Annotated in this window: 27 protein-coding genes and 1 pseudogene; 27 read left to right on the forward strand and 1 reads right to left on the reverse strand. The window is 46.2% G+C overall.

The genetic code is table 11. The features are described 5' to 3' along the window. The first annotated feature begins 71 nt into the window (after window positions 1-71). The 19 genes and pseudogenes from LQ901_RS04185 to LQ901_RS04270 all read left to right on the forward strand — a co-directional run bounded on the left by LQ901_RS04185 (window position 72) and on the right by LQ901_RS04270 (window position 16949). Window positions 72-287: a Cro/CI family transcriptional regulator gene (locus tag LQ901_RS04185; RefSeq protein ID WP_152128631.1), complete on the forward strand. Its 216-nt coding sequence runs from the start codon at window positions 72-74 to the stop codon at window positions 285-287. Window positions 288-419: 132 nt separating this feature from the next. Further along, on the forward strand, window positions 420-974 hold the full coding sequence (locus tag LQ901_RS04190) for a YmfL family putative regulatory protein (protein WP_230402983.1): 555 nt from the start codon (window positions 420-422) through the stop codon (window positions 972-974). Between the two features lie 10 nt (window positions 975-984). Continuing rightward, the gene (locus tag LQ901_RS04195; protein ID WP_152105528.1) at window positions 985-1200 is read left to right on the forward strand and encodes a hypothetical protein; all 216 of its coding nucleotides are present in this window, start codon (window positions 985-987) and stop codon (window positions 1198-1200) included. Continuing rightward, a complete protein-coding gene (locus tag LQ901_RS04200) occupies window positions 1193-2317 on the forward strand; it encodes a hypothetical protein (RefSeq protein WP_233671986.1) in 1125 nt (374 codons plus the stop codon). The genes LQ901_RS04195 and LQ901_RS04200 overlap by 8 nt, the downstream gene beginning before the upstream one ends. Next, a complete protein-coding gene (locus tag LQ901_RS04205; RefSeq protein ID WP_152105530.1) occupies window positions 2314-2523 on the forward strand; it encodes a hypothetical protein in 210 nt (69 codons plus the stop codon). The genes LQ901_RS04200 and LQ901_RS04205 overlap by 4 nt, the downstream gene beginning before the upstream one ends. Window positions 2524-2821: 298 nt before the next feature. Beyond that, window positions 2822-3928 (forward strand): DUF968 domain-containing protein, encoded by a 1107-nt coding sequence (locus LQ901_RS04210; RefSeq protein ID WP_152136328.1) that lies wholly within the window; start codon window positions 2822-2824, stop codon window positions 3926-3928. Window positions 3929-4437: 509 nt separating this feature from the next. Then, window positions 4438-7728, forward strand: coding sequence for an autotransporter outer membrane beta-barrel domain-containing protein (locus tag LQ901_RS04215; protein ID WP_152136327.1), 3291 nt, complete (start codon window positions 4438-4440; stop codon window positions 7726-7728). Window positions 7729-7869: 141 nt separating this feature from the next. Next, complete coding sequence (locus LQ901_RS04220; RefSeq protein ID WP_152136326.1) at window positions 7870-8607, forward strand: EAL domain-containing protein; 738 nt, start codon at window positions 7870-7872, stop codon at window positions 8605-8607. Window positions 8608-8642: 35 nt separating this feature from the next. Then, complete coding sequence (locus LQ901_RS04225; protein WP_152136325.1) at window positions 8643-9224, forward strand: hypothetical protein; 582 nt, start codon at window positions 8643-8645, stop codon at window positions 9222-9224. 168 nt (window positions 9225-9392) lie between these two features. After that, entirely contained in the window at window positions 9393-9596 is a 204-nt protein-coding gene (locus LQ901_RS16860) for a hypothetical protein (RefSeq protein WP_152110262.1), read from the forward strand. A 151-nt stretch (window positions 9597-9747) separates the two neighbouring features. After that, entirely contained in the window at window positions 9748-10809 is a 1062-nt protein-coding gene (locus LQ901_RS04230; protein WP_152136324.1) for a site-specific DNA-methyltransferase, read from the forward strand. Window positions 10810-11513: 704 nt separating this feature from the next. Further along, a complete protein-coding gene (locus tag LQ901_RS04235) occupies window positions 11514-12263 on the forward strand; it encodes a YoaK family protein (protein ID WP_106910486.1) in 750 nt (249 codons plus the stop codon). Between the two features lie 195 nt (window positions 12264-12458). Continuing rightward, window positions 12459-12620, forward strand: a complete 162-nt coding sequence (locus LQ901_RS04240) for a hypothetical protein (protein WP_178088379.1) — start codon at window positions 12459-12461, stop codon at window positions 12618-12620. 1067 nt (window positions 12621-13687) lie between these two features. Further along, window positions 13688-14476, forward strand: a complete 789-nt coding sequence (locus LQ901_RS04245) for a hypothetical protein (RefSeq protein WP_218572302.1) — start codon at window positions 13688-13690, stop codon at window positions 14474-14476. Window positions 14477-14713: 237 nt separating this feature from the next. Then, the gene (locus LQ901_RS04250; protein WP_152136960.1) at window positions 14714-15034 is read left to right on the forward strand and encodes a phage holin, lambda family; all 321 of its coding nucleotides are present in this window, start codon (window positions 14714-14716) and stop codon (window positions 15032-15034) included. Continuing rightward, window positions 15034-15447, forward strand: coding sequence for a M15 family metallopeptidase (locus LQ901_RS04255; RefSeq protein ID WP_084976991.1), 414 nt, complete (start codon window positions 15034-15036; stop codon window positions 15445-15447). Before LQ901_RS04250 ends, LQ901_RS04255 begins: the two co-directional genes overlap by 1 nt. A gap of 230 nt (window positions 15448-15677) precedes the next feature. Next, a pseudogene (locus tag LQ901_RS04260) lies at window positions 15678-15881 on the forward strand (Rha family transcriptional regulator); the annotation flags it as partial. A 286-nt stretch (window positions 15882-16167) separates the two neighbouring features. Beyond that, window positions 16168-16740, forward strand: a complete 573-nt coding sequence (locus tag LQ901_RS04265; RefSeq protein WP_152136323.1) for a BRO family protein — start codon at window positions 16168-16170, stop codon at window positions 16738-16740. Then, window positions 16737-16949 carry a hypothetical protein gene (locus LQ901_RS04270; protein WP_152136322.1) on the forward strand — a complete coding sequence of 71 codons (213 nt, stop codon included), beginning with the start codon at window positions 16737-16739 and terminating at the stop codon, window positions 16947-16949. The genes LQ901_RS04265 and LQ901_RS04270 overlap by 4 nt, the downstream gene beginning before the upstream one ends. Before the next feature lie 553 nt (window positions 16950-17502). Here LQ901_RS04270 and LQ901_RS16820 read toward each other — a convergent pair. Beyond that, window positions 17503-18108, reverse strand: a complete 606-nt coding sequence (locus LQ901_RS16820) for a sugar O-acetyltransferase (RefSeq protein WP_304610494.1) — start codon at window positions 18106-18108, stop codon at window positions 17503-17505. Window positions 18109-18248: 140 nt separating this feature from the next. Here LQ901_RS16820 and LQ901_RS04280 point away from each other — a divergent pair, with 140 nt between their 5' ends. The 8 genes from LQ901_RS04280 to LQ901_RS04310 all read left to right on the forward strand — a co-directional run bounded on the left by LQ901_RS04280 (window position 18249) and on the right by LQ901_RS04310 (window position 24678). Then, window positions 18249-18785 (forward strand): DUF2514 family protein, encoded by a 537-nt coding sequence (locus LQ901_RS04280; protein ID WP_233671987.1) that lies wholly within the window; start codon window positions 18249-18251, stop codon window positions 18783-18785. A gap of 235 nt (window positions 18786-19020) precedes the next feature. Then, the gene (locus tag LQ901_RS04285) at window positions 19021-19281 is read left to right on the forward strand and encodes a hypothetical protein (RefSeq protein ID WP_152136961.1); all 261 of its coding nucleotides are present in this window, start codon (window positions 19021-19023) and stop codon (window positions 19279-19281) included. Window positions 19282-19382: 101 nt separating this feature from the next. Further along, the gene (locus LQ901_RS16865; protein ID WP_370586013.1) at window positions 19383-19703 is read left to right on the forward strand and encodes a YcgJ family protein; all 321 of its coding nucleotides are present in this window, start codon (window positions 19383-19385) and stop codon (window positions 19701-19703) included. Between the two features lie 221 nt (window positions 19704-19924). Beyond that, window positions 19925-20269, forward strand: a complete 345-nt coding sequence (locus LQ901_RS04290) for an HNH endonuclease (protein ID WP_152136963.1) — start codon at window positions 19925-19927, stop codon at window positions 20267-20269. A gap of 87 nt (window positions 20270-20356) precedes the next feature. Next, on the forward strand, window positions 20357-20824 hold the full coding sequence (locus tag LQ901_RS04295; RefSeq protein ID WP_039046549.1) for a phage terminase small subunit P27 family: 468 nt from the start codon (window positions 20357-20359) through the stop codon (window positions 20822-20824). Further along, complete coding sequence (locus LQ901_RS04300) at window positions 20778-22520, forward strand: terminase large subunit (protein WP_152105543.1); 1743 nt, start codon at window positions 20778-20780, stop codon at window positions 22518-22520. Before LQ901_RS04295 ends, LQ901_RS04300 begins: the two co-directional genes overlap by 47 nt. Further along, window positions 22520-23809 carry a phage portal protein gene (locus LQ901_RS04305; protein ID WP_152107402.1) on the forward strand — a complete coding sequence of 430 codons (1290 nt, stop codon included), beginning with the start codon at window positions 22520-22522 and terminating at the stop codon, window positions 23807-23809. Before LQ901_RS04300 ends, LQ901_RS04305 begins: the two co-directional genes overlap by 1 nt. Window positions 23810-23820: 11 nt before the next feature. Then, window positions 23821-24678 carry a head maturation protease, ClpP-related gene (locus LQ901_RS04310; RefSeq protein ID WP_233671988.1) on the forward strand — a complete coding sequence of 286 codons (858 nt, stop codon included), beginning with the start codon at window positions 23821-23823 and terminating at the stop codon, window positions 24676-24678. Window positions 24679-24686: the final 8 nt, after the last annotated feature.

A 24686-nucleotide genomic window follows, 5' to 3' on the forward strand; every position in this document is an offset into this window, starting at 1 on the left:
TCCTAACATCTATTGACTATGGATATCCTGATCTCTAGTATTCAGGAAAACCTAAGATTGAGGTGGAAAAAATGCTTAAGTCTGACGTCGTTTCTTACTTCAGGACTCAAGGAAAAACACTCACGCAAATTGCCCAGATGCTCAATTTGAGTCTGGGGACTGTCTCTGGATGGGCAGACGTTATTCCAGAGCGAAACGCATTGAAACTGGAGCGCCTAACAAATGGTGAATTGAAGTATGACGCATCTCTCTACGAAAAACCGAATAGCTCAAGAATGGCGGATTGATTGGCACATTTTGTAGATAGCCGAATTTCATTCAAGTGACTTTAGCCAGTCAATAAACACAACCCCTCTCGCCATGTGAAAAGTATAGGTGCACAGGGGAGGCGATAAAACCACAGAAGGAGATATGTAACCGTGGGTAATGAACCTAAATGGCGCGTGGAACGTCAGCCCATATGGCTCGTTTCGGCAATCAAAAAAACAATTGCAGGTTTGCCTGGTGGATATCAGGAAGCAGCTGAATGGCTGGGTGTGACAGAGAACGCTTTGTACAACCGCCTGCGTGTTGATGGTGACCAGATTTTCCCGCTTGGCTGGGCCATGGTGCTGCAAAAAGCCAGTGGCACTACCTTGATTGCTGATGCCGTTTCCCTGCACTCAAACTGCGTAAATGTTCCGCTGGTGGATGTTGAAGGTATCGAAAACGCTGACATTAACGTTCGCATGTTGGAGTCAATCGAGTGGATAGGACGTCACTCAGAGCTGGTGCGCAAAGCTATCGCAGATGGCGTTATTGATGATAACGAACGCGCAGAACTAGAAGAGACCAGCTATCAGGTCATGCGCAAATGGCAGGAGCACATCACGCTGCTGTACCGGATCTACTGTGAGGATGCCAATCACACACAAAGCATTCTGCCCGAACCTTTCAGCCCGAAACAAAACCGGACGACCACCGGAACGCTGTGAGGCCAGAACAATGACCCAATCAAATATTTTACCTTCACTGACCTCTGTGTTCCTGCTTGGTGAGAGCGGCGAGCCGGAGTGCCATTACGCCATTCGTATTGGTAGCGATGTAACGCCGACAAACAAAGCCTATGCCGAATGGATTTGGGCGGCTCAGATGCAGCATGTAAGAGAACTGCATGAGCCACACCTCATCAAGCAACATTTTGGAGGGGGCCATGAGTAACCTCTATAACGCTGTCCGTGATCTAAGCGGACAACGAAACACAATTTCAATTCAACGCCCATACGTTCGTATGCTGGGTGGTGACTACAACTTGGCTGTTGTTTTGAGCCAGTTGGTTTTTCTTTCAGGGTTAACCAGCCGCGACGACGGCTGGTTCTACAAGAAGTATGACGAGTTAGCAGACGAAGTATCGCTCAGTGCAGATCAGGTGCGGTATGCCGTCAATAAGCTGAAAAAGCTTATCCCTGATGTGCTGACCACCAAGGTAAAGAAAGCTCACAATGTTCCAACAGTGCACTACCACATTGATGGTGATGCCTTGATTCAGAAGTTGTTTGCCAATTACGTTCAGGGCTTTCCATCTGAGGGCAATATCGGAAATGGTAATTTTACCGATTCCAACTATAACAATGAGTTAGGTAATGAAACCCGAAACGGTAAATTTACCGAATCCAAACGGGAGGATTCCCAAATTGAAATGGGAAATTTACCGAATGGAAATGGGAAAATTACCGAATCCTTGGATTTGGGAACCGTGCCCGAATCTATAACAGATCTCCACACAGATCCTGACAAACAGATCAAAAAGACTATTGGTCAGCCAGAGGCCGACCCACGCAACACGCAGATTAATTATCAAGCAGTGGTAGACGCGTACCACGAGCTGTTACCGGAAATGCCTCGTATTGAGTTACTGACTGATTCACGTCGCCAGAAGCTGCGCAGCCTATGGGCTAAGTTTGAGCTCACTGAAGGCAAATGGAATGCGTACCTCCGGTATATCTCCAAGCACTGCTGTTGGATGTTGGAAGATCGCCCTGATGCGCGTAGTGGCCACACATGGCGCCGCAAAAACTTCGATTACCTGATCACCGAAAAGTGCTTTTTGGCTGTGCGTGAAGAGCGAGCTAATGACTTACCAAAACCTGCAGCGGTAAGTATCGATGCTGAAGAGTCGTTTACTCGCTTGGTGGCAAGTCGTTGCAAGCCACGCAACGAGATGGAGCGCAAGGCGCAGGAAGCGGCGTTCAGTGCCGGATTAGGCAGACTCAATCAATTTGCCGCACTGGCATCTTGGCGCCAGATTATCCGTCAGGTTCAACAGGAGGTCGCATGAGCAGTGTATTGCGTCGTAAGTTTCTGCTGAGCGTAGTTAGTAGTCGCCGTAAAGCATGGACAACCACAGAGTTATTGAAACAAACCGGCTTGAAAGAGCCTGTATTGGCGGCAGAGCTAACGGAACTGTGTGCCGGTGGTGTGGTGCAGAAAGTCCAAAACGAACAGCAGATGACCTATTTCTTTGCGGAGAGTTTCCGATGCTGATTGCCTTGATGCTCACTGGCGTGGTGGTTGCTGTTATTGGTGGACTGTTTACCTGTTCGCGCTGCAGAGCAGTGACCGCGCCTGTGGCAGACTCTAATGCATGGGACGAAGACTTGAAGGCCGCTCGTGCGCTTCGAGATTTGGCAGCACGCTGTAAAGCGGCTAGGGGAGTGCGTGAGCATGGCTAAAGGCATAATTCGACCGGTAGTAGAACTTTTGGTTTGGCTGATTGCAGGCGTATCGGTATTGGGGTTTGTGCAAATCCTGCTGGAGCTGCTAGCAAAAGGGGGCTGAGATTTTGCTTTCTGAAAAAACGTATCTAGTGCCGGCATACATCCAGAAGGACTTGGATGTTCTTATGGTCAAGTTGCCCGAACCGGTCCAACGTTTTCAGGGAAAGAAGGTACTGATAACGCTCGCACCTGACAGCATGCAGAAAAGTGATGCTGGCACGGTTGATGTCAGCCTTGAGGCTGAACCAGAAATGATGGCGTTCTATTCCAGTGAGGCTGTGTTTAATACCTGTGGTGGCACAAAGGGAATGCGTGCCTGGATTGCGCGGACAAACACTCACCGGTGCCATTTGGCTGATGACAAGTTTTGTCATCATGAAAAGATTATCTGGGAGAGCCCCTTGGGTGCACTTCAAGTCTGTTGGTATCACGACCCTTCGATATCGCGGTGGGCAGGGGACGGTGAGTATGCGGCCAAAGTTAACCAAGTGCTGGCTCAGATTCGCCGTAAATATGTCATTGAGACGATGCGCTCTTGGCTTGAGGTACCCGCAGGCCGTCCTATGTCGCTATATGAGGTTCTGTGGTTTGCGGTTAGCCAAGAACTCACAGTCCACTTGCCCGATGCATTGATGGCAAAGATGGCTGGCTATAAAGAGCCTAAGCCTGAACCGGTTTTGAAGTTAGGTGATAAGCCTGATTATTGGGAGCGGTTCCGCATCCCAGAAAAGCGCGAGGATTACGTAAAGAAAGGGCAGTCTATCTTAGCTGAGCAACAACAGAAGCTTGATAGAGCGGCATCGTCAGTTCCGGCTTTAGATACCAGAACAGAGAAGACAGTTAAAACGCTTCGGGTAGACCCAGAACCTCCAGCTTCATTTATGCTGAAACCTAAGCGTATCAGATGGGTATGTGAAAAGTATACGCAGTGGGTTAAGACTCAGCCTTGTGTCTGCTGTGGTGCTCAGGCTGATGATCCACATCATTTGATCGGGCATAACCAAGGAGGTATGGGAACCAAAGCTCATGACATCTTCACTATTCCACTGTGCCGTCAGCATCATGATGAACTGCATAGAGATCCTAGGACATGGGCGAAGGTGTATGGGAGTCAGTTGTTGCATGTGGTGCAGACGATAGATGTCGCTTTTTCTCTTGGAATATTAAAGTAATAACGAATGAAACTAAAATTAGAGTTACTAATTTTAGTTTCATTGCGCGCTACATTTTTAGTTAATTCGTATATTAGGAATTACTTTCGTCTTATTGACGGTAGAGAGACATCTGCTGAACTAGTGTTGATGTGTAGATTGATTATTTTGTTGATTTGTAATTTTTTATTTTTAAATGCTGGGTTTTATCTTTTTGTACTGATTATTAACTATTATTTATATAGCATTGCTGGTTGTGAACATTTTTTAAATTTGTTTATGGGGTGTTTTATTTTATTTTATTGTAACTATTCTTGTTTGTATATTGTGTGATTTATAAAACCAATGGATATTTTCATTGCGAAAATACTTCCAAAATCAAAATCATTATTATATGTTATAAAACACCCGGTCACTTTTGTTATTGTGGCTTTGGGGTTTGGTTAATAATGTGTTTATTTTGCAGTGGATAATAAAGCAAGGAGAGGATAGCCAGGGATAAGGCAAATAAATAAGAAGGTCGTTTTAAAATGAAATGTTCTCATAATTCAATATTTACAATAGGTTTATTGGCTGCTTCAATTAGTAGTGCATTTGCTTCTGTTCAAAGTTTTGATGATGGTGGTGTGCACAATCTCGTTGGCGTCATTGGCGACAATAAAGGAAACCCTAACACGCCTGCAGTTAGCGCTTCAAATGGCTCTACTGTAAATATTGAAGAGCAATCTAGCATATCAGCATTTTCACCTTATTCATTTGGTGTTTTATCATCAGATGCTGCAACTGTTAATATAACCAATTCAAAAGTTAATAGTGTTTCTAACTATTCATTTTCCGTTGCTGCAAAACAAGGCGGTACGGTTAATATATCAGGTTCTGAGATTACGTCTGAATCAGGAGGTAAGAAACTTCCGAGCAGCGGTTCAGTATTGAGTAGTGGCAATGGGGCGGTCGTCAATATTGATAACTCAAAAGTGATCGCATCATCCAATGGCTCAACTACGGCTCACGATGGATTAAGAGTTGTTAATAGTGCCGGTGTTACATCTGAAAATAATGGCTCTGTCAATATAACCAACTCAAGTGTTATTACATCAGGCGATGTCTCATCTGGCATTTTTGCACAGGCAAAGGGGAATGTTTTAGCCTCTGGAGTTGATGTTACTACATCGGGAAAAACAAGCTCTGCTATAGAAATTACTGGTGGTTCAGAGGCAATAATAAATAACAACTCTGTTATAAAAACTACTGGTGATGATTCTCATGGCATCGAGTTAGTCGGTGGTAATGTGACACTGTCTGATTCATCTGTTATGACAGCGGGGCTTTCTAACGCTGCTAATGCACAAGGTGCTAACTCATCGTTATCTGTTGAGAATTCTACGCTATCTACCGTAGGAGATAGCGCTCAAGCTATTTATGCGGGGAACAAAGCAAACGTTTCGCTGAATAAAGTAGGTGTATCCACCTCTGGATTAGGGGCATATGGTGTACTAGCAACAGATAAAGATACAATAGTATCTATTACTGACAGCTCCATTTCTACATCAGGTAATAATAATTCAGCACTAAATTATTCATCCAACGCTGTAGTGAGTCAATTCGGTAGTACTGTTACCTTAAGTGGTACTAATAAAATAGATACAAAAGGTAATCAGGCGGTTGGTTTATTATCACAGGTTAGTGGTGAAGGATTAGATACATTAATTACAACTACAGGTAAAACTGAGATTAGCACGGAGGGATATAATTCTTTCGGTTTAGTGTCATGTTCACTACAAGGGGGCGGTCGTGAGTGTGTATCCGCCCTGGAAGATGGTAATGATGGAAACAATCCAAGCAGTAAATCCTTAATTGAAGGGACTGGCATAACAGTCAATACCAAAGGTGAGGGTGGCTACGCAGTTTATGCTAATGGTAAAGATGCAACTGTTAGTATAAAACAATCATCTTTATCGACAACTGGTGTTAATGCACATGGTATTGCAATTCGTCAAGGTTCAGTAATTGGCGATAATTTGAATGTAAAAACCTCTGGTGTTGGTGCTAACGGTGCCACATTATTTAATGGCGGCACTCTTAGTTTATCAAATTCTAGCCTTGTATCAGATAATGCTAATGGCTTACTAATTACAGGTAATGGCTCACTAAATCCTGCGGTTATAGCGTTGGATAATAGCTCTGTTGATGGGGCAGCCTCAGGAATAGCCATAAATGATGGTTCTGCAAATATTAATTTGCTAGATAGCCACCTTATGTCATCGAGATCTAATGTTTTGCTTGATAACAAAGGAGGTGAGTTAGCTATTAATGCGCAAGGTTCTATTTTAGATGGTGTATCTGTTTTGGGTGACAGTGGGAACACCGATGTTTCTTTAGCCAATAGTGTCTGGAAGCAATCGGCTGGTTCTGTTCTGACTAATCTGGCTATGAGTGGTAGTGATCTATATTTTGGGAAGGGTAATGATGTTGTATTGTCCTCTCCTGATAGAACCGTTCACGTTAAGGGTAACTATCATGGTGATAACGCAACCATTCACTTCGTTACAAAATTAGAGGGCGATAACTCAGAAACCAACAAGTTGATTATTGACGGTGATAGTAGTGGCACATCTCTTGTATCTGTCTCAAATGCAGGGGGGATGGGCGACCAAACCATCAACGGAATTGAATTAATCAGTGTTGCTGGCGAATCCAATGGTATTTTTAAACAAAAATCAAGGATTGTTGCTGGGGCGTATGATTATCAATTAACCAAGAAAGAGAAAGATTGGTACTTAGTAAGTCATCTTACAAATTCAGAGCCAACACCAGAGCCAACACCAGAGCCAACACCTAAGCCATTGATAAGACCAGAGGTAGGTAGTTATTTAGCTAATAATATTGCAGCTAATACGATGTTTAACATGAGCCTTTACGATCGAATTGGTAGCACATACCATGCTGATTTTAATGGAGAAAAAAATCATAGTTTATGGTTAAGACAGGTTGGGGAACACACATCATTTAATGATTCATCTGATGGTACTAAAACTAGAGTTAATAGTTTTACGACTCAATTGGGGGGGGATATTTATAAGGGGTCCTCTAATGGTAATGATTCTATTACCTTTGGTGCATTTGGTGGCTATGGATATAGTTCAAGTAAGACCAGAGCTGATCTGACAGGTTACTCCGCGAAAGGTCATGTTGATGGGTATAGCCTTGGTTTTTATGGGACATGGTTTGAAAACCCTCAGCAAGAGAAGGGATTATACGTTGACTCTTGGTTGCAGTATTCTTGGTTTAATAACTCGGTTGATGGGCAAGAGTTGTCTACAGAGAAATATAAGTCAAAAGGGACAACGGCATCTCTAGAAATTGGCGATATCAATAAACTTAAAGAAACTATTGCGGAAGATGGGACTAAAACTAGTCTCATAGTTAAACCTCATGCGCAGCTTATTTATATGGGCGTAAGACCAGATACATTTATTGAGGGTAATGGTACTGTTGTTAAGTCAAATATTTCCGGTAATCTTCAAACAAAACTTGGTGTTAGACTCTCTCTTAATGAGAAGTCTATCGATGCAGAAAAAGAAGTTAAAGATATTACTCCGTTTGTAGAGGCGAACTGGATTCACAATACAAGAGATAATTCAGTTTCAATGAATGGATATGATATTGCTGAGGCTGGTGTGAAAAATGTAGCCCAGATCAAGGTCGGTGTTGATGGTAACGTTAAAAACAACCTGAGCGTTTGGGCTAATACATCAGTTCAGGTTGGTGCGCATAATTACACCAGCATTCAAGGTATGATTGGTGTAAGTTATAAGTTCTAACTGTTGTTTTATATTTGCAGAAGGGCTGGTTTGTCAGCCCTTTATTTTAAAAATATTCACTTCTAAATAAATTACTCTTATTTTATAAATTTTGCCTCATAGCCATGAGTGCATTAACGTAAATTCTTGACCGGATTCCGTATGAGTACGATTGCGCATGATTATTTGATATTTGGTTATAAATATAAGGGTATGGATTTTCATGTGGTTGCCCAGCCAATAGTAAGTAACTCTTCAGGTAAGATAACAGCCGTGGAGCTTTTGCCAAAATGCTATAAGGAAGCATGCTTTGATGGGGTGTATTTAGAGTCGGGGGGGGATGATTTGGCTGAAATGGCTTGTATTAAGATGCAAGCATTATCCAATATTGTACTGGATTTTCGTCGTTTTAATATGCATATAAATATCGATGTTAGTGCCCTGCTAAATTCCGAGTTTATATCAGTCGCAATGAATAATCATCATCGCTTCTCATTTGAGGTTAAGGGGTTCGATTATGATTATGAGCTTATGCAAAAGGTCAGATCTGCGATCTCGAAATTGAAAGAGTATGGCCATGAAGTATGGCTTGATCATTTTGGTGTTAACTCATCATCTTTGTGTACCCTGTTTGATTACCCATGGAGTGGGATAAAAATTGATAAGGAAATTGTTTGGCGTAGTTCAATGCATCAATTATTATTGATAGTGGAGGTTTGTAAGTGTCATGTAAGTAAAATCATCTTGGATGGGATTGAAAGTAATGACTTGCTTAGCTTGTCTAAAATATCAATGGCTACGGAGAGTCAAGGCTATCATTGGCCTTTGCTTAAGCGAAATGATTTTTTCGCTTTAAATAAAAAATTACGTAGTCTATCCAAGGGGTTTTATAACAATTAAAATATCTTCATGTTTGTATTTTATCCGAGCTGAAGATGGGGCTAGTTATTGATATTAATAATAGGTCAATAGGGGATGCAATTAGTATTGCCACGGAGGGTGTAACCACCAGCTATGGCGAAGTTACTTCTGGCGGTGATGGGACTGCAGATAGAAAGATCTGTAAAATGCTAGATAAAGGCAAGGTGCTCGCTGCAGTGGATAAGCTACCTTCCCATTTATCCGATTGGTTGTTGGTTGCCTATGCCGCACCGGGCTATGTCTCCGATGGACGAGCACAAGAGTTCTATGATGTTGTTCTGAGCGAGTTCGTCGGTCGCTATGGTGATGCTGGTTTTAAACTTTCCGAAGATCGCTGGGATGCTTTTATCCGACTCATTCCTCTGATCTGCAATGACGTAGCCAGACATGGCACTGATGTTGATGCTCAGTATCGACCGGCAGAATACATTGCCGTACTCGCAGCTGATACAGGCTTAGATGCATCGGTTTTACGTAAAGGTTGGCGCCGTGATTGGGCCCCAGCAATTGAATTTGTAAAAAGCATTCTCGATGGTTGGGACGCGCTAGCAAAACAGAAATTTCGACAAGAACTAACAACCTTCCATATGGCTTGATTTTGTTTTGCGGCATATTTAATATGCAAACCGTATAGTGGTGAATTGCATCCTATAACCCGATAACCCGCCTCGAGCGGGTTTTTTTGTGCCTTTTTTCGGAAGAACTTGCTGTGTTAGCACGACAGAGTTACTTGTGTGTCACGGCAATTTCATGGAGAAAAAGACATGCAAAATCAGGTGGATATGACAATTCCCGCACAGAACGTTTACCGCTTTCTTCCTAGTGATAACTGGGTGGCGCCTGTCGATATGGAACGAGCCACGGGCCTCACAGAGGCACGGTGTCAGTTGATATTGACGCAATTGGTGTTGGCCGGTTTGGCTGAGGATGTGAGCGGGAACGGTATGTACTTTAGGCGCTGCTCGTAAGGTGGCGATTTTAGCTGTGGAATGGGCGGCTGGTTGGTGTTGGTAGCACCGGCCAGCCATGAGCCCGTTGTCGAGGTCACGGGCACACCAAGGCCCACCGCTTGTGTGCACAAAGCGGATATGAGCCTACCAAAAAAGGCCCATTTGATCTATGAAAAACACTGTATGTTTAAACAGTGTCACTCTCGTGAATGCTGACTCTCTCGAATACATCAAAACCCTTCCTGACAACTGCATCGACCTGATTGCAACAGACCCGCCGTACTTTCGTGTGAAGTCCTGTGCCTGGGATAACCAGTGGGACGATGAAACGGCATATCTTGCCTGGCTAGATGACTTGCTGGCCGAGTTCTGGCGAGTATTAAAACCCAGTGGCTCGCTATACATGTTCTGTGGTTCCCGCTTAGCGGCGGACACTGAGATATTGGTTCGTCAACGACTCAAAGTCTTAAACCATATTGTGTGGGCTAAACCGTCCGGTCCTTGGCGACGTATGCGTAAAGAGGATCTGCGTTCTTTCTTTCCCGCTACTGAGCGCATTATCTTTGCCGAACACTATGGGGCAGAGGGCTATGCCAAAGGGCAGTCTGGATATGCGGTGAAGTGTAAGGCATTACGGCAAGAGGTCTTCAAACCTCTGATTAGTTATTTCAGTGACGCACGTAAAGCACTGGGGATTAGCGCGGCAGAGATTAACAAGGTGACAGGTACCCAAATGTGTTCGCACTGGTTTGCCGCTAGTCAGTGGCAGCTGCCAAGCGAAACCCAATATAAGCAACTACAAGACCTATTCAGCCGCAAGGCTGCAGAGCTGGGCAGGGGAAATGCGCTGCAAGAAAGTCATGGGGAACTCGCGAGACACTATTCTGCACTGAGTGATGAATACAGTGGCTTGGTGGCGCAGTATGCCGATTTGAAACGGCAGTACGAAAGCCTCCGCCGCTCGTTCTCCGTGACAGCAGAAGTACCGCACACCGATGTATGGACATTCCCACCAGTACAGGCATATCCCGGCAAACACCCTTGCGAAAAACCGAGTGCCTTAATGGAGCACATCATAGCCACCAGCTCTCGCCCAGGAGATGTGGTTGCGGATTTCTTTATGGGATCCGGCTCTACGATAAAAGCAGCATTAAAGCTGGAGCGTAAAGCCATTGGTGTTGAGTTGGAGGAGGAGACCTATCTGAAGGTAAAGGAACAATTGCAGATATGAAATCCGAACCATATTCATGGTTCTGACCTGCTTATCTTAACTTTCTAAAAAAGACTGGAATTTGCATCTCATACCTAAAGTTTCGAGGTGTGATGGATGTCTATATTTCCTAACCTGATTAAGTAAAACGCAATTTGGCTCCACGTTCTTTCTCTCCAAGATCCCGTGGTTTTGCTGCCCTCGAGCCTCTCCCGGCTTGAGGGCTTTTTTTTTGTGCCCAAGTTATGGCTCCGGCATACAGTTATTTGATAAATGCAGTGTTCATGAATTTAATCTCATAATGAATGCTTGTTCAAATTACTGTGCATCTCAGATGACGTTTTAGTATTGCCCTCGATTGTAATAATTGATGCCTATTATTTAACTGGCTGATATTAAATGAAAAACGATTTTCTTTAGTTGATTGGTTTGTGTTTTTCGGTTGAGATGGTTGTATATGTCGGGTTTTATGAGTTTGACGGTTACGAATCGGCATTCAATTAACGTATTGATTTTTCATGGAAATGTATTGGCAAGTTGGCAGCTTACAAAATAAAACAAATCAAGAATAGAAAGTGGAAGGCTGGCTGGACACTATCATTAAAGAATAAAACTAATAATTAACACATGAAGTGAATAGGGATGCGTATGCTGAGTGATTAGGTTTTTACCTTGAGCTGCGCCAGACAATATGAGTTACGTTGTTTTGTAAGAGCTTGTCCAATATGAAAAAACTGTCCATTTATTCGTCTGTGAACCATGAAATACACTACATCATGAGTTTCATTGGCGGCAGCGTTGAGATTGTTAGCTTCATCTATTTATACAAAGCCTTGATAGGGTACATGACATCCAACATGATTTTCGGTGTGGCGGCGTTAGCCAAAGGAACACTCGATTTTGAGTCTTTCTACCATATATCCATCATTGTCATATGGATGGTTATCGCGGCTATCCACCAGCTGCTGGCAAACAAGTTTGATTCATACCTAAAGACGCCATGGCACATGTATGCCATTTCGCTAACGATAAACTGTGTATTGCTAATTACCTTTATCGCGTTAGGCCGCTTCATGATGGTGACCGGTGCTTTGGGTACTGGACCGTCTCCTACGGTGATCCCACTTATTACGATTGGTTTGTTGTTCATGTACGTGCACAACTTTGTGATTAAGCATGGCGGTACACGGCAGCCAACAGCGACATCTGTAGTGACAACGGTTTATGTGCTGATGATGACTAGCTTCTTTAAGTCATTTAACAAGAAGCTGAGCGACACAGAACGTAGCGATTTTAGAAAAGAAGGAAGTCATTACTTACTGGTCATCCTGCATTTCTTCGCAGGTGCGATGATGACTGCCATTCTGAGTAAGCACTATGGTTTCTATAGCTTGGTACCGGCAGCAATCATTCTGATCGCGTTTACGGTAAGAATATGGCGAGTGCATGCCAAGTCATGCGAGAACGCTTGTTGAGATATGTTTCTTTTGTAGTGGTGGTGTGTAGTGAAGAATGGATGCTGTTGGTTAATTTCTTTTCTTTTGACGGTGGTTCTTTGGGGCTTTGTACTCGGCGTTTTTAATGTTTGCACTGTTCGGCACGCTCTGGTGCTGATGGAAAGCAACCTGTCGTGGATGATGTTCATTATCAGAATCTATCTGCGGTTAAGTATGAACTGGGCCCGCTTCTGTGTGTTCTTCCTGTTCTCGAGTATCAATGCCTCTTTCTATTGGCTGGTGGCTAAAGCCTTTGCGCTTGTTAGCGTACAGAGCTCTGGTGAAGAGCTGACCAAAGCCGACCCCGTATTAGCTTTTAATGCCAAGCATATGTGAGTACCAACTTTCGCTGAAGACAGCCCGCTTATGCGGGCTTTTTTTGATATAAGTTGCAGGTAAATGATTGCTTTAAACTTTAAGTAGGTACTTACATATAGCCTATCTTTCAAATCGAAGCTTTATTCTTTCGCTTTAAATGTTCAATGGTTTTGTTTTTGTTTTAAACATTACGCCATGTTTTACATATGATAAGTCGGTTTGATATGAGTAATGGTGAATATGATGTGCCTTATGATAAGGCTCGGTTAATAATGTGATACATGTTTAATCTTTACTGCCCTGTTTGGTGCTAATAGTATGGCGATTACAGTAGATAAACAAAGAACACTCCCTTGAAAAACAAATGGATTTGGGTTTTCTCACTAATTTCTACGCTTTTAGCGATTTCCGTTACGCTAGGGTACTCCCATGCTAGAAACCTATCCCATGTCATTGAAATTACTATTGATGATATGTATTGGATGGTTTTCTATATCCGCACTTACTTGGGTATTAATATATATGTGGCCAGACTGTTGGTGTTGTTTACAGTTTTGAGTGTGTGCCTATTGTTTTACTTTTTTATTGCAAGCTTACTTTTCCTTGCATGTGTGCCAGAGCAATCCACGAAGGCAGTTAAAAAGTAGTCATATTTATAATTTTAACTTGGGAGAGTTTTTGTGTGAGGTTGGTTCCATTATTATTTGAGCCATTTGCACTTTAATAGCGTTGTGGGTATTACAAGCACGTTGTGATTCTTAATAAAAGCAAAACCCATATTCACCAGAGTCGAAAGGCTCTGGTTTTTTTGTTTCTATCGAACGCTAAGTTAATCACTCTTACCATTTAGATAATGTGATTCTGTAACATTAAAGCCTTATAACGGATCACCTTATCCGAACAGTATAAACCTGCCTTTTGCGGATTTTTCCGTGCTGAGTCCATGCTGGTTGGTTTGCGGCATAGGGCATGGATCTTACGGGGCAGGTTTTATGAACAATTCGTGATTTTGTAAAATGGGTAAGCCTTTTGGACTAAGCTGTGAGAGGGCATCTAAGCCCGTAATCAACCGATAGGGAAATACTATGTCTAATGTTCGTCAGCTTGTTAACGATTGGGTAGCAGGCAGTGTTAGTTTGGCAGCAACAGCTTCAACGTTGGCCGTTAATACAGAACAGGCGCAGTATGCTGATACTGTTGGGGATTTTTTAGGTATCAACACCAGTGCTCCTAATGCAAAGGGTATTGAGATTTTTGCCGATCCGCGTAACTTGCCGACCGCGATTTCTAGCATCATGACCCACACCCAGAATAAAGCTGATTTTCACCCAGCAGTACAAATGCCAGAAGTAGTGGCGCAGCGTTTTTCAAATTACATCATTGGGATGGATAACACGCCATTCTTCCATCTGCTGACTAATGACTACGTTAAGCAGACCTTCAAGTCAAAAGACTACAATCAGCTGATTGACCAAATTGTGTCGCTGTACGATGGCGTTAGTGAATCAGACAAGTCGAAGTTGAAGAGCAAAATCACTGATATGGCTAAGTCTGTCTTCAGTCAGAGCCATTCGGAAAAATGGGAAAACTTATTCTCCCAAGCCACTATCGACTATTCAAATCCGAATGAGCCGAAGCTCTACATTTTTTATACCACGCTGCACATGAAGCATGAAAAGAACGGTAAGTCCGAAGTCTCTGAGCAGGAATATACCGTGAATCGTGTTGAGTATTCTGTGCTGGCAGAGCTGATTCATTCGTATGCAGAAACGTTGTCCGCTTTAGTGAAGACCGATGTGGATGATTGGATGAAGGTCTCTTCTTCACCATCTAATCCAACCATCAAGCTGTGCTTTGAAAAAGCGAACGTATAAGCGTTTTTTTTGGCAGCTCTCATGGATGCATGGCTCCGCATTAGATAGCTTGATTTCATTTTGCGGCAGATTTAATATCGTAATCCTATAGTGGATTACTGCATCCAATAGACATAAACCCGCCTCGAGCGGGTTTTTTTGTACCCAAATTTCGGCCATCAGCCTTTTTGTGCTGGTGGCTTTTTTGTATGCGACTGGTTAGCCCTGACTCGTCGCCATGACGCTCAGGAGGGCTATATGCCGGAAAAAGACCCCAGCATTTGGGCAATGCTATGTGCATGGGCGTACCAGAACTCACCAACTATCTATTCCTTTTTTCTAGCCTTCACCATTGCGGCTATCCGCGTTCTCTACGGTGGCGGTACCAAACGAACGATGATTTTAGAAGGGGCGCTATGTGGCGCCCTTTCTCTTTCCTTTGTCTCGGGAATGAAGTGGTTCGGCATACCGGTCGACGCGGCAGCATTTATTGGCGGCATGGTGGGTTTTATCGGCGTGAAGCAGCTGCAGATCGTTGCTTTGCGGATCCTAAATAAGCACGTACCTAAGGAGGAGTGATGTCGTTTTATCTAGGCAAACATAGCCTTGAAAACCTGCGAGGCGTGCATCCGGACTTGGTTAAGGTGGTGAAGCGTGCCATCGAGCTGACCAAAGTGGACTTTAAAGTCATTGAAGGTAAGCGCACCGAGGCTCGTCAGCGTCAGTTGGTGGTCAATGGTAAGAGCCAGACCATGAACAGTCGGCACCTGACTGGCCACGCGGTGGACTGCGCTCCGCTGGTGGCGGGGATTATCCCGTGGAATGACCGCAAGGCTTTCGCATCAGTCTCCAAGGCAATGTTCTCTGCCGCTAATGAGTTAGGTATCCCGTTACGCTGGGGTGGGGATTGGAACCAGAACGGTAGCAGTGACGATGAACGCTTCTATGACGGTCCTCATTTCGAACTGCCGCGACAGAAGTACCCAGCCTAGCTCTGGTCATCCAATCGTCCTCAAATGAGGTCGAAAAAAGAGAAATTGAAGCCTCGCTAACGCGGGGCTTTTTTACAACAAATGCGTACCGCAACGCATGTTTTACACCGAACCTAACCCTTTGGAATGAGCCTTTGAGGATACCAGTTAGTGCTGGCGAGCCTCGGTGGGCTGGTTTCCTGTGCGGCAAAGGTTCATTTCAAAGCAATGTAAACGCTATGCAATTAGTTGATCGAAACAAAAGTGACCTCGAGGAGTTCGGAAGGGTCGGATTTGAAATCCGCACCTTTGATACGAATGGTGGCAGACAGAAGCAAAGGGTTGCGTTGCTAAATGAACAGCAGACAACTTTGTTGATCACTTACATGCGAAACAACGACGTGGTTCGGACGTTTAAAAAACGTTTGGAAGCTGAGTTCTTCACTATGCGTAGCGTTGGGGTAGCTAATCTGTTCAAACCGATGTGCTCAGTTTGGGGAGAATGCAACATAAGTAACTGGCGTAGAGTCATCGAGCACAAACCTCAATCGAAGTCGAAAAGCAAACTTGAATCTTTGAAGCCTCGCTAACGCGGGGCTTTTTCGTATCAGCACCATGCCCGGTGCAGTAAATCGCAGAGCCTTACAGAAATGAGCCTTGGAGAACCGCCGTTATAGGTGGCGACCTCTCTGCGGGCGGCGTTTCTGGGCAACAAGGCTCATTTCTATAGGAGTACGCTTTATGCACGCACTGACGTTCCAAAAAAATACCGTGATCCCATTTGATAATGGTGATGGGAAGATTTGGTTCACTGCTGAGGCATTGGCAACCTTGCTTGGTTATGCCGATGCTAAGCAGGTAAATAGAATTTTTCAGCGTCACAAGGATGAATTCATTGCGAGTATGACCACAATGGTCAAAGTGACGAAGCGTAATAAAAACAAAGGGATAGATTACAATCAGGTTCGATTGTTTTCTCCTCGAGGGGCGCACCTTATTGGCATGATGTCGCGAACAAAGATAGCTAAAGAACTTCGCATCTGGCTTCTTGATTTAGCAGAGAAAGAGTCTGGTGTTGAGGTTGGGCATTTGAATCTAGAGACATTGCCACAACTTGCTGGGCAGAAAATGCTTGATGCGATAGATGTGTTTGACAAAAAGTCTCTCAAATACCGCGGACAAAAAGGTAGTGGTTTGATGGCACAGCGTAAGCGTGACATTAAGTTAATCAAGAAGGCCACAGAGATTGCTTTGCAATTAACCCAATTATCAATTCCTGATTTAGGTGACTTCTCTGATGGAGAGCTGGCATGAGTCCTATTCAGTTTATCCACGGTAACGTCAAACGAGAGCTAGAGAAACAGGGCTATGCCGCAACGTTGGCTTTGATTGCGGCAGATATGGCGGTAGATCACTATCGTCGTTGTTCCCAATCGAGTAAAAAAGGCTCCCTTTTTGAGGATTGTATGCGAGTGGGAAAGGCATGGATAGAGAAGATGGATAGCAAGCCCAAAGGTAGCTGACCACTCTGGGAGCTTGATGGAACCGGAAAAAAATTCCGGTTAAATAACAACCAGGCTGCATTTTTTGATTTCCCCGCACAGGGAAACCAAAGCATCAAAAAGTGCTTTGGCACAAAATCAACCAGTTAGGCAAGTACGCACCAAACGCCCCATCCGAGAGCGTACCTGTCGATTAAGCATTTACCCCAAATTTGGGGTAAACCCCGAATGGTGCGGCCTCCAGCTTATGGGGTTTTGCTTGCCAAAATTGGCAAGTAATCACATAGCTTATAGCCACTAGCTCGCAGGGGGTTTGATCCCCCCACTTTGGGGAATCAATGCACAAAGTTTGCGCATCCCAAATTTGAGTAGCGCAAATTAACAGGCGACCACTCCAACCTGATGTGATTTTCTTCGCATATCAAATGAGGGGGCACTTTGCCTCTTTGGTCGTGGTGCAGCAAACGCCAATAAGTGAATGGCCGAGCCACGAAACATTGTTCGGAAGATAGGATGATAAAAATACCTTGGAAGCCACTGGCGATAGTCTCGCTGGTGGCTTTGTCGTTTTGGACTATGACAAACAGGCTTCATTCACTTGTGTGGATCTATCGCCGGGAGCCAGTTTACGAATTACACGAGCTGGGTTGCCTACAGCCAAAGAGTCGGCAGGAATATCTCGGGTTACTACAGCGCCTGCACCAATTACTGCTCGATCTCCAATGGTAACGCCTGGGCAAATTATCGCTCCACCACCAATCCAGCAGTCATCACCGATGGTTACCGGTTTGTGGTACGTAGTCCAATTACGTCTATCTTGGAAATCTAAGCTGTGGGTTGCGGTGTAAATCTGTACGTTTGGTGCTATTAGCACATTACTGCCGATACGCACTTCGCCTACGTCGAGAATAGTCACGTTAAAGTTGAAGAAGGTTTTCTCACCTATGTAGATATTGCGTCCAAATTCACAGGTGAACGGTGTGCTTATCCAACTTGAGCTTTGGTATTGGCCAAAGATTTCGGTACACAGGTTTTGACGTAAGGATTGATTGGCTGCGGGAGTCGCATTTAGTTCGGCAAGAAGTGTTTGGCAGCGATCTCTATCATTGGCTATCTGCTCACTCTGACAGTCCAGCACTCCGTCAGCTAACACCTTGTCCCAGTCGTTTTTCATACTCATCCATCCTCGTTTAAGTGGCACAAGTATATGCGAACAGAACTCCTTAGTCGGAGTGGAAAGCACATTTTATGAGCTCGGTTTGATACGAATCATCAAACTTCAGGACTGAAAAGCATCGGCTATTTGTATGAGGTGCTCACATGGTGTTTAAAGCAATATGGAAGCCACTGGCGATCACCTCGCTGGTGGCTTTGTCGTTATGGGGGTTATCAGCTTGGCGTTATTCCGCCGGTAAGGAAGCTGGCGAGCTGGTGGCCAATCAACAATGGCAGGCGCGCTGGAGTGAGCGTGATGCTGCTGATGCAAGTGAGCGGGCTGCCCGTGAGAAGGCGATGCGTGAGCTTGAGAATAAACGGCAGAAAGATATAGAGCAGGTGGCTGCAGATGCTGAAAGACAATTGCAATTGGCGCGGGCTGATGCTGACCGTGCCGCTGATATTGCTGGTGGGTTGCGCACCCGTATCGCCCAACTCCGGCGCCAATTGGCAGACAGTGAAACCGGCCGCTTATCCGCCACTGCCCAAGCAAGCGCAGCAAGAGCCTCTGCCTCCGTTCTGCTTGCCGACGTGCTCAGCGAATCTGTCCGACGCAATGAAGAGCTGGCAGCGTACGCTGACCGAGCAAGAGCGCGGGGAGTAGCGTGTGAAACGGTTTACGCAGATATCACGACTAAATGAGGCGTTTATTGCAAAATGGGGGGCCGCAAGGTAGTACTTTCTGATTTGAGCTATAATTTATGGGCGGTCGTGTAACGGCATGCAGTTCCAAATGTGCTCATCTGAGTACATTTGGAATGTCATTCGCTGGCTAGAAAATTCATGGGCTTTAGACTCCTTGCTGCCTTCGGTCTTGGGTTGGCAAGTGGCATTCTTGATTTGCTTAGTCTCAGTGATGCTTTGCGTGGATACAATCATGAATAGCGTACAGGAAGTAACTGGTTCGGATGGGTTCCACTATCGATTCGAGTTTTTTGTTGAGTCTCACTCAATGTTAGGGATTCCGTTCAGGGATGTTTCGTGTCAAATGTATGTTGATCAACATTTTGCCGTGCAGTTTATGGCGGAGGAGTTGTTCCTTACTGGGGATAGCATTGAGATTCACAAAGGTCGAAGAGTCATTCATCTTCCTGCGGAATGCAGTTTTTTATTTGATGAAATGGCTTTGGAAGGTTAACTGACACTTATTTGTCACACATTATCGCCATAATCTGCTCTGTATCAAAGGAAGGAGGGAGCAGCGTTATGAATCCTTTCTGGAATGTCATATGCCTTTTCATGGTACTAGCCGTACCGTATGAGTCCCTTGTTATATCGTATAAGTCGTGGGTCTATTCTCCCGAGGATGGAGTGGTTTGCGACAAGGGTAAAAAACAGTGTTTCAATGGCTTAGGATTTTCGCCTAAATTAACCAAAGAATATTTTAATGAGGAGCGGATACATACAAGTGACTCCGTTCCCAAACAAGTCCAACTGAGCAATGATGTCATTTGTGACTTTGATAGTAAGCATTGCAAATCAGAAACCTATGGAAAAGATGAATACTTTGAGCGAGTTCTTTTCCTAAACAACCAACTTACGAGTTCTATAAATCAATAATAAATAGCACTTCAAGGCCCCTTAACCCTTTAACCCGCATCTGCGGGTTTTTTTATGTGTATTGGGATAGCAAGTGACTCGACCTTTGCGTTTGGGTGAATGAGGCTCGGTGGTCCCTAGGGCTCGATGTCTGGCTGGGAATGTTTATTACAAAATCTTCGGTCATTGGCAATCTAGCTCATACATAGCAGTCTTTGCTGATAAATGGGCGAAATATCTCGATGAAGTATTCCTCTGTCTACAACAGCCGCTGGAACAAGGCGCGGCAATCCTATCTGCGTACTCATCCGTTGTGCGTGTGGTGCTCTCAGCAAGGGCAAGTAACACCCGCCACGGTGGTGGACCACATCCAACCGCACAGACTCAAAGAGGCACTCCGCTCCGGTGATAAGGCGGCAATAGCTAAGGCTCAGAAGTTATTCTGGGATACCAGAAATTGGCAAGGGCTGTGTAAGTTACATCACGATTCAACCAAACAGCGCAGTGAGAAGAGTGGCCGACTGCAAGGCTGTGATGAGGACGGCATCCCCTACAGCGCCCATGAATACTGGGGAGGGGCGGGGTAAAAGTTCTGGCAAAACGCCCTTGGCGACCGGTCGTCCTCCTTTTTGTGCACAACCGCGAAATGAAAAGTTTTTTTCTGGGAGGTGATGATGGCGGGAAGACGCCCAAAACCGACCCACTTAAAGGTGGTAACCGGTAATCCGGGCAAGCGAAAACTCAATGATCAGGAGCCTAAACCACCGCGTGAAGTACCCAGTCCTCCGGAGCATCTAACCGACTGGGGAAAAATGGCATGGGTAAAGGTGTCCCTGCTTTTAGACGGTATGGGCGTTCTGACAACGGCGGACTCTTTAGCCCTAGAACGCTTGTGCGATATCTACGCCGACATCCTGCAGCTACGCGAAACCATCGCGATAGAAGGCAGGACCTACACAACAAAAACTCAGATGGGTGATTTCTTGATTAAGGCAAATCCGGCCGTGGCCATGCTGGCGGATGCCGATCGCCGTTTCAAAAGTTACCTCGTTGAGTTTGGCCTTACTCCGGCAGCACGAACGAAGGTGAAAGTAGATGGTGGAGAGGAAAAAGAAGACCCGCTCAGCCAGTTCTTCGGCTGACCCGGCAACACAGTATGCACTGGATGTTACCGAGGGCCGTGTTCTAGCTGGCCCCGATATCCGCAATGCGTGCCGCAGACACCTCAGAGATCTGGAACATGGCCCGTCGCGTGGGCTTTTCTGGGATGTTGATGCGGTAAAACGAGTTATAGATTTCTTTGCCAAGGTGCTCAAGCTAAACGGCGGGGAGCATGAAGGTAAGCCGTTTATTCTGCTGCCATGGCAATGCTTTATTGTGGGCTCCTTGTTTGGCTGGAAGTCCAGCGACGGTACCCGCCGATTTCGGATGAGCTATATCGAATCGGGTAAAGGTTCGGGCAAATCCCCATTAGCGGGCGGGGTTGGCTTGTATTGCATGGTGGCTGACAACGAACCGCGAGCCGAGGTTTACGCCGCCGCGACCAAAAAAGACCAGGCAATGATTTTGTTCCGGGATGCGGTGGCGATGGTGGATCAGTCGCCTGCGTTAGCCCAGCGTCTCGTGAAGTCGGGTACCGGCCTTAATGTGTGGAACCTCGCGTTTCTGCAAACCGGCTCTTTCTTCAAACCAATCAGTTCCGATGACGGGCAATCGGGGCCGCGTCCGCACTGTGCCTTGATTGATGAGGTCCACGAACACAAAACCAATACCGTCGTTGAGATGATGCGGGCAGGGACAAAAGGCCGGCGTCAGGCATTAATGTTCCTGATCACCAATAGCGGGCATGACAAAACCAGTGTCTGCTATGACTACCACGAATACGGCCGGAAGGTGGCAGAAGGTACGGCTGAGGATGACAGCTTTTTCTCGTTTATCTGCTCGCTGGATGAAGGGGATGACCCTTTCAAAGATGAGTCATGTTGGGGGAAAGCGAATCCGTCACTCGGCTACACCTTTACGGATAAGTATCTGCGCGAACAGGTCACGCAAGCGCGTGGCATGCCAGCCAAAGAGAGCATTGTTCGCCGCCTCAATTTCTGCCAGTGGGTAGATGCCGATAACCCATGGATGAGCAGTGATGTCTGGATGGCGTGTGAATCTGATTTTGACCTCAATAGCCTTGAGGGTGAGGAGTGTTATGGCGGTCTCGACTTATCTGGTACGCGAGATTTGACCGCGTTAGCACTCTATTTCCCCAAGCCGAAAACGCTGGTGGTCGAGTTCTGGACCCCGCAAGAAACCTTGCTGCACCGTTCGAAGACTGACCGCGTTCCCTATGACATTTGGGTAAAAAAAGAATACATGCATGCGACACCCGGCAAAGCGGTGAAATATGCCTTTGTCGCTGAACGTATAGCAGAGCTCTCGCAACAGTTTGACCTCAGAGCGATCGCCTTTGACCAATACCGAATTAAGTACCTAGAGCCGGAATTGGATGAGGCGGGTGTCATGGTGCCGTTGGTTCCTCATGGGCAGGGCTTTTTCAAAGCACAGGACTCGGGGCTGTGGATGCCGCACTCGATAGAGCTGTTCGAAGGGTTGCTGGATGACCAAGTCATCAAGATAAAAACCAATCCCTGTCTGCGCTGGAATGCCGCTTCGGCGGTGACTGAAACCGACCAGAAAAACAATCGCATCTTTGCCAAGAAACGCAGTACCGGTCGTATCGATGGCATCGTTGCGGCGGCGATGGCAATTGGGGCGGCTGAAGGTGTTGAACTGGACGATGGCGACATCGAGGGCTTTTTTGATGATCCGATAATCGTGGGTGTGTAATGGCCAAAACTAAACGACCGGGGCGCGTGAAAAGCGCCCTTTTAAATTGGTTGGGCGTGCCGGTCACCGCAACTACCGGAACGTTCTGGCAGGAGTGGTTCGGTACCAGCTCAAGCGGCAAGGTGGTCACCGCCGATAAAATCATGCGCTTGTCCACGACATGGAGCTGTGTGCGATTACTCAGTGAATCCATATCAACGCTGCCGCTTAAGGTTTATCAGCGACGGGAGGATGGCTCTCGGATACTGGCTCTAAAACATCCGGCATATCAGGTGCTGTGTCGTCGGCCTAATATCGAAATGACGCCATCGCGTTTCATGCTGATGGTGGTGGCCAGCATCTGTTTACGTGGTAACGCCTTTGTCGAAAAGAAAATGATAGGTCACAAGCTGGTGGCCTTGGATCCGTTACTACCACAAAACATGGTGGTTAAGCGCCTAGATAATGGTCGTCTCGAATACACCTATACCGAAGGTAAAACCAAACGCGTTATCCCCGTTGAACGCATGATGCACATCCGTGGCTTTGGCCTTGATGGGGTTTGCGGTTTGATGCCGACACAGGTGGGTATTGATGTCTTTGGTGCTGCCATGTCGGTGGATGAGGCGGCCGCAAAGATTTTTGAAAACGGGTTACAGAGTACCGGCTTTTTATCGTCAGAGAATGCGCTGAACAAAGAGCAGCGGGAGCGCTTACGCAAGAGCCTACAGAGTTTTATCGGCTCCAAGAACGCCGGCAAACTGATGGTTTTGGAGAACAAACTCTCATACCAGAATGTGACCATGAATCCTGAGGCAGCGCAGCTGCTGGAAAGCCGTGCATTTAGCATCGAAGAGATTTGTCGTTGGTTCCGCGTGCCGCCTTTCATGGTGGGGCACATGACCAAGCAAAACAGCTGGGCGGCTAGCGTGGAAGGGATGAACCTGCTGTTCCTGACCAATACCTTGCGGCCACTTCTGGTCAATATTGAGCAGGAAATAGCACGGTGTTTGTTGGGCGATGATGAGGACTACTTTGCGGAGTTCTCCGTAGAGGGCTTGTTACGCGCAGACAGTGCTGGGCGAGCGGCGTATTACACCACAGCCCTGCAAAATGGCTGGATGAGTCGTAATGATGTGCGCCGTTTAGAGAACCTGCCGCCAATCCCTGGCGGGGACATTTATACCGTGCAACTTAACCTCACACCGCTTGAAGATCTGAAGAAGAACAACCTGCAGTCACTCGCACTGCACAACTTCCTGTTCCCTGATATTCCCCCGGAACAGTCCCCGCTGAAAAACAACGCATAGGATTTTCCCTTATGACTAAACGAACGCTTCCGGCGGCGCCGGCGGGGCGTCCCTGCGCGCGCGTCTCGTGCGAGCTGTCGCCGATGGCCATGGAGCGCTGGAACAGCTCTTTGCAGGCCGCTGCATCTGATGATGAAAACACGATTTCCATTCTGGATGTCATTGGTGCGGATTACTGGGGCGAGGGCATGACGGCCAAACGTATGGCCGGTTTGCTGCGTGCCATGGGCGGCGCTGATGTGGTCGTCAATATCAACTCGCCCGGTGGCGACATGTTTGAAGGACTCGCCATTTATAACCAGCTGCGAGAGTACAGCGGGCGCGTGACAGTAAAAGTCATCGGCATTGCTGCGAGCGCCGCTTCCATTATTGCGATGGCAGCAGATGAGCTGCAAATCGGTCGCGCTGCTTTTTTGATGATCCACAACTGCTGGGTTGCCGCCGTTGGTAACCGACATGACTTAGCGCGTGTCGCGCAAGACATGGAGCCTTTTGACCGTGCAATGCAGGACATCTACAGCGTACGCAGTGGGCTAAGCGGTACCGAAATTACCGCAATGATGGATAGCGAAACCTACATCGGTGGAGCGGATGCCGTGGATAAAGGCTTGGCCGACGCATTGTTAGAGGCTGATGCCGTTCTGGGTGTTCCGGATTCCCCTGCCGCTGCGCTGCGCAAATTGGATGCGCTACTCGCGAAAGCTAATACCCCACGCGCCGAACGCCGGCGATTACTGAAAGCCTTGAAGGGGAGCACGCCGGGCGCTGCCCCCACCAATGACGGTACGCATGACGCTGCCGTAACGATAAACCCTGAAACTCTTGCTGGTCTTGAGTCTGCCTTGAGCACTCTGGTTCCGGCTTGCTGATATCTCGG

Source organism: Plesiomonas sp. PI-19 (assembly GCF_021368255.1).
Lineage (GTDB): Bacteria > Pseudomonadota > Gammaproteobacteria > Enterobacterales > CAMTGL01 > Plesiomonas > Plesiomonas shigelloides.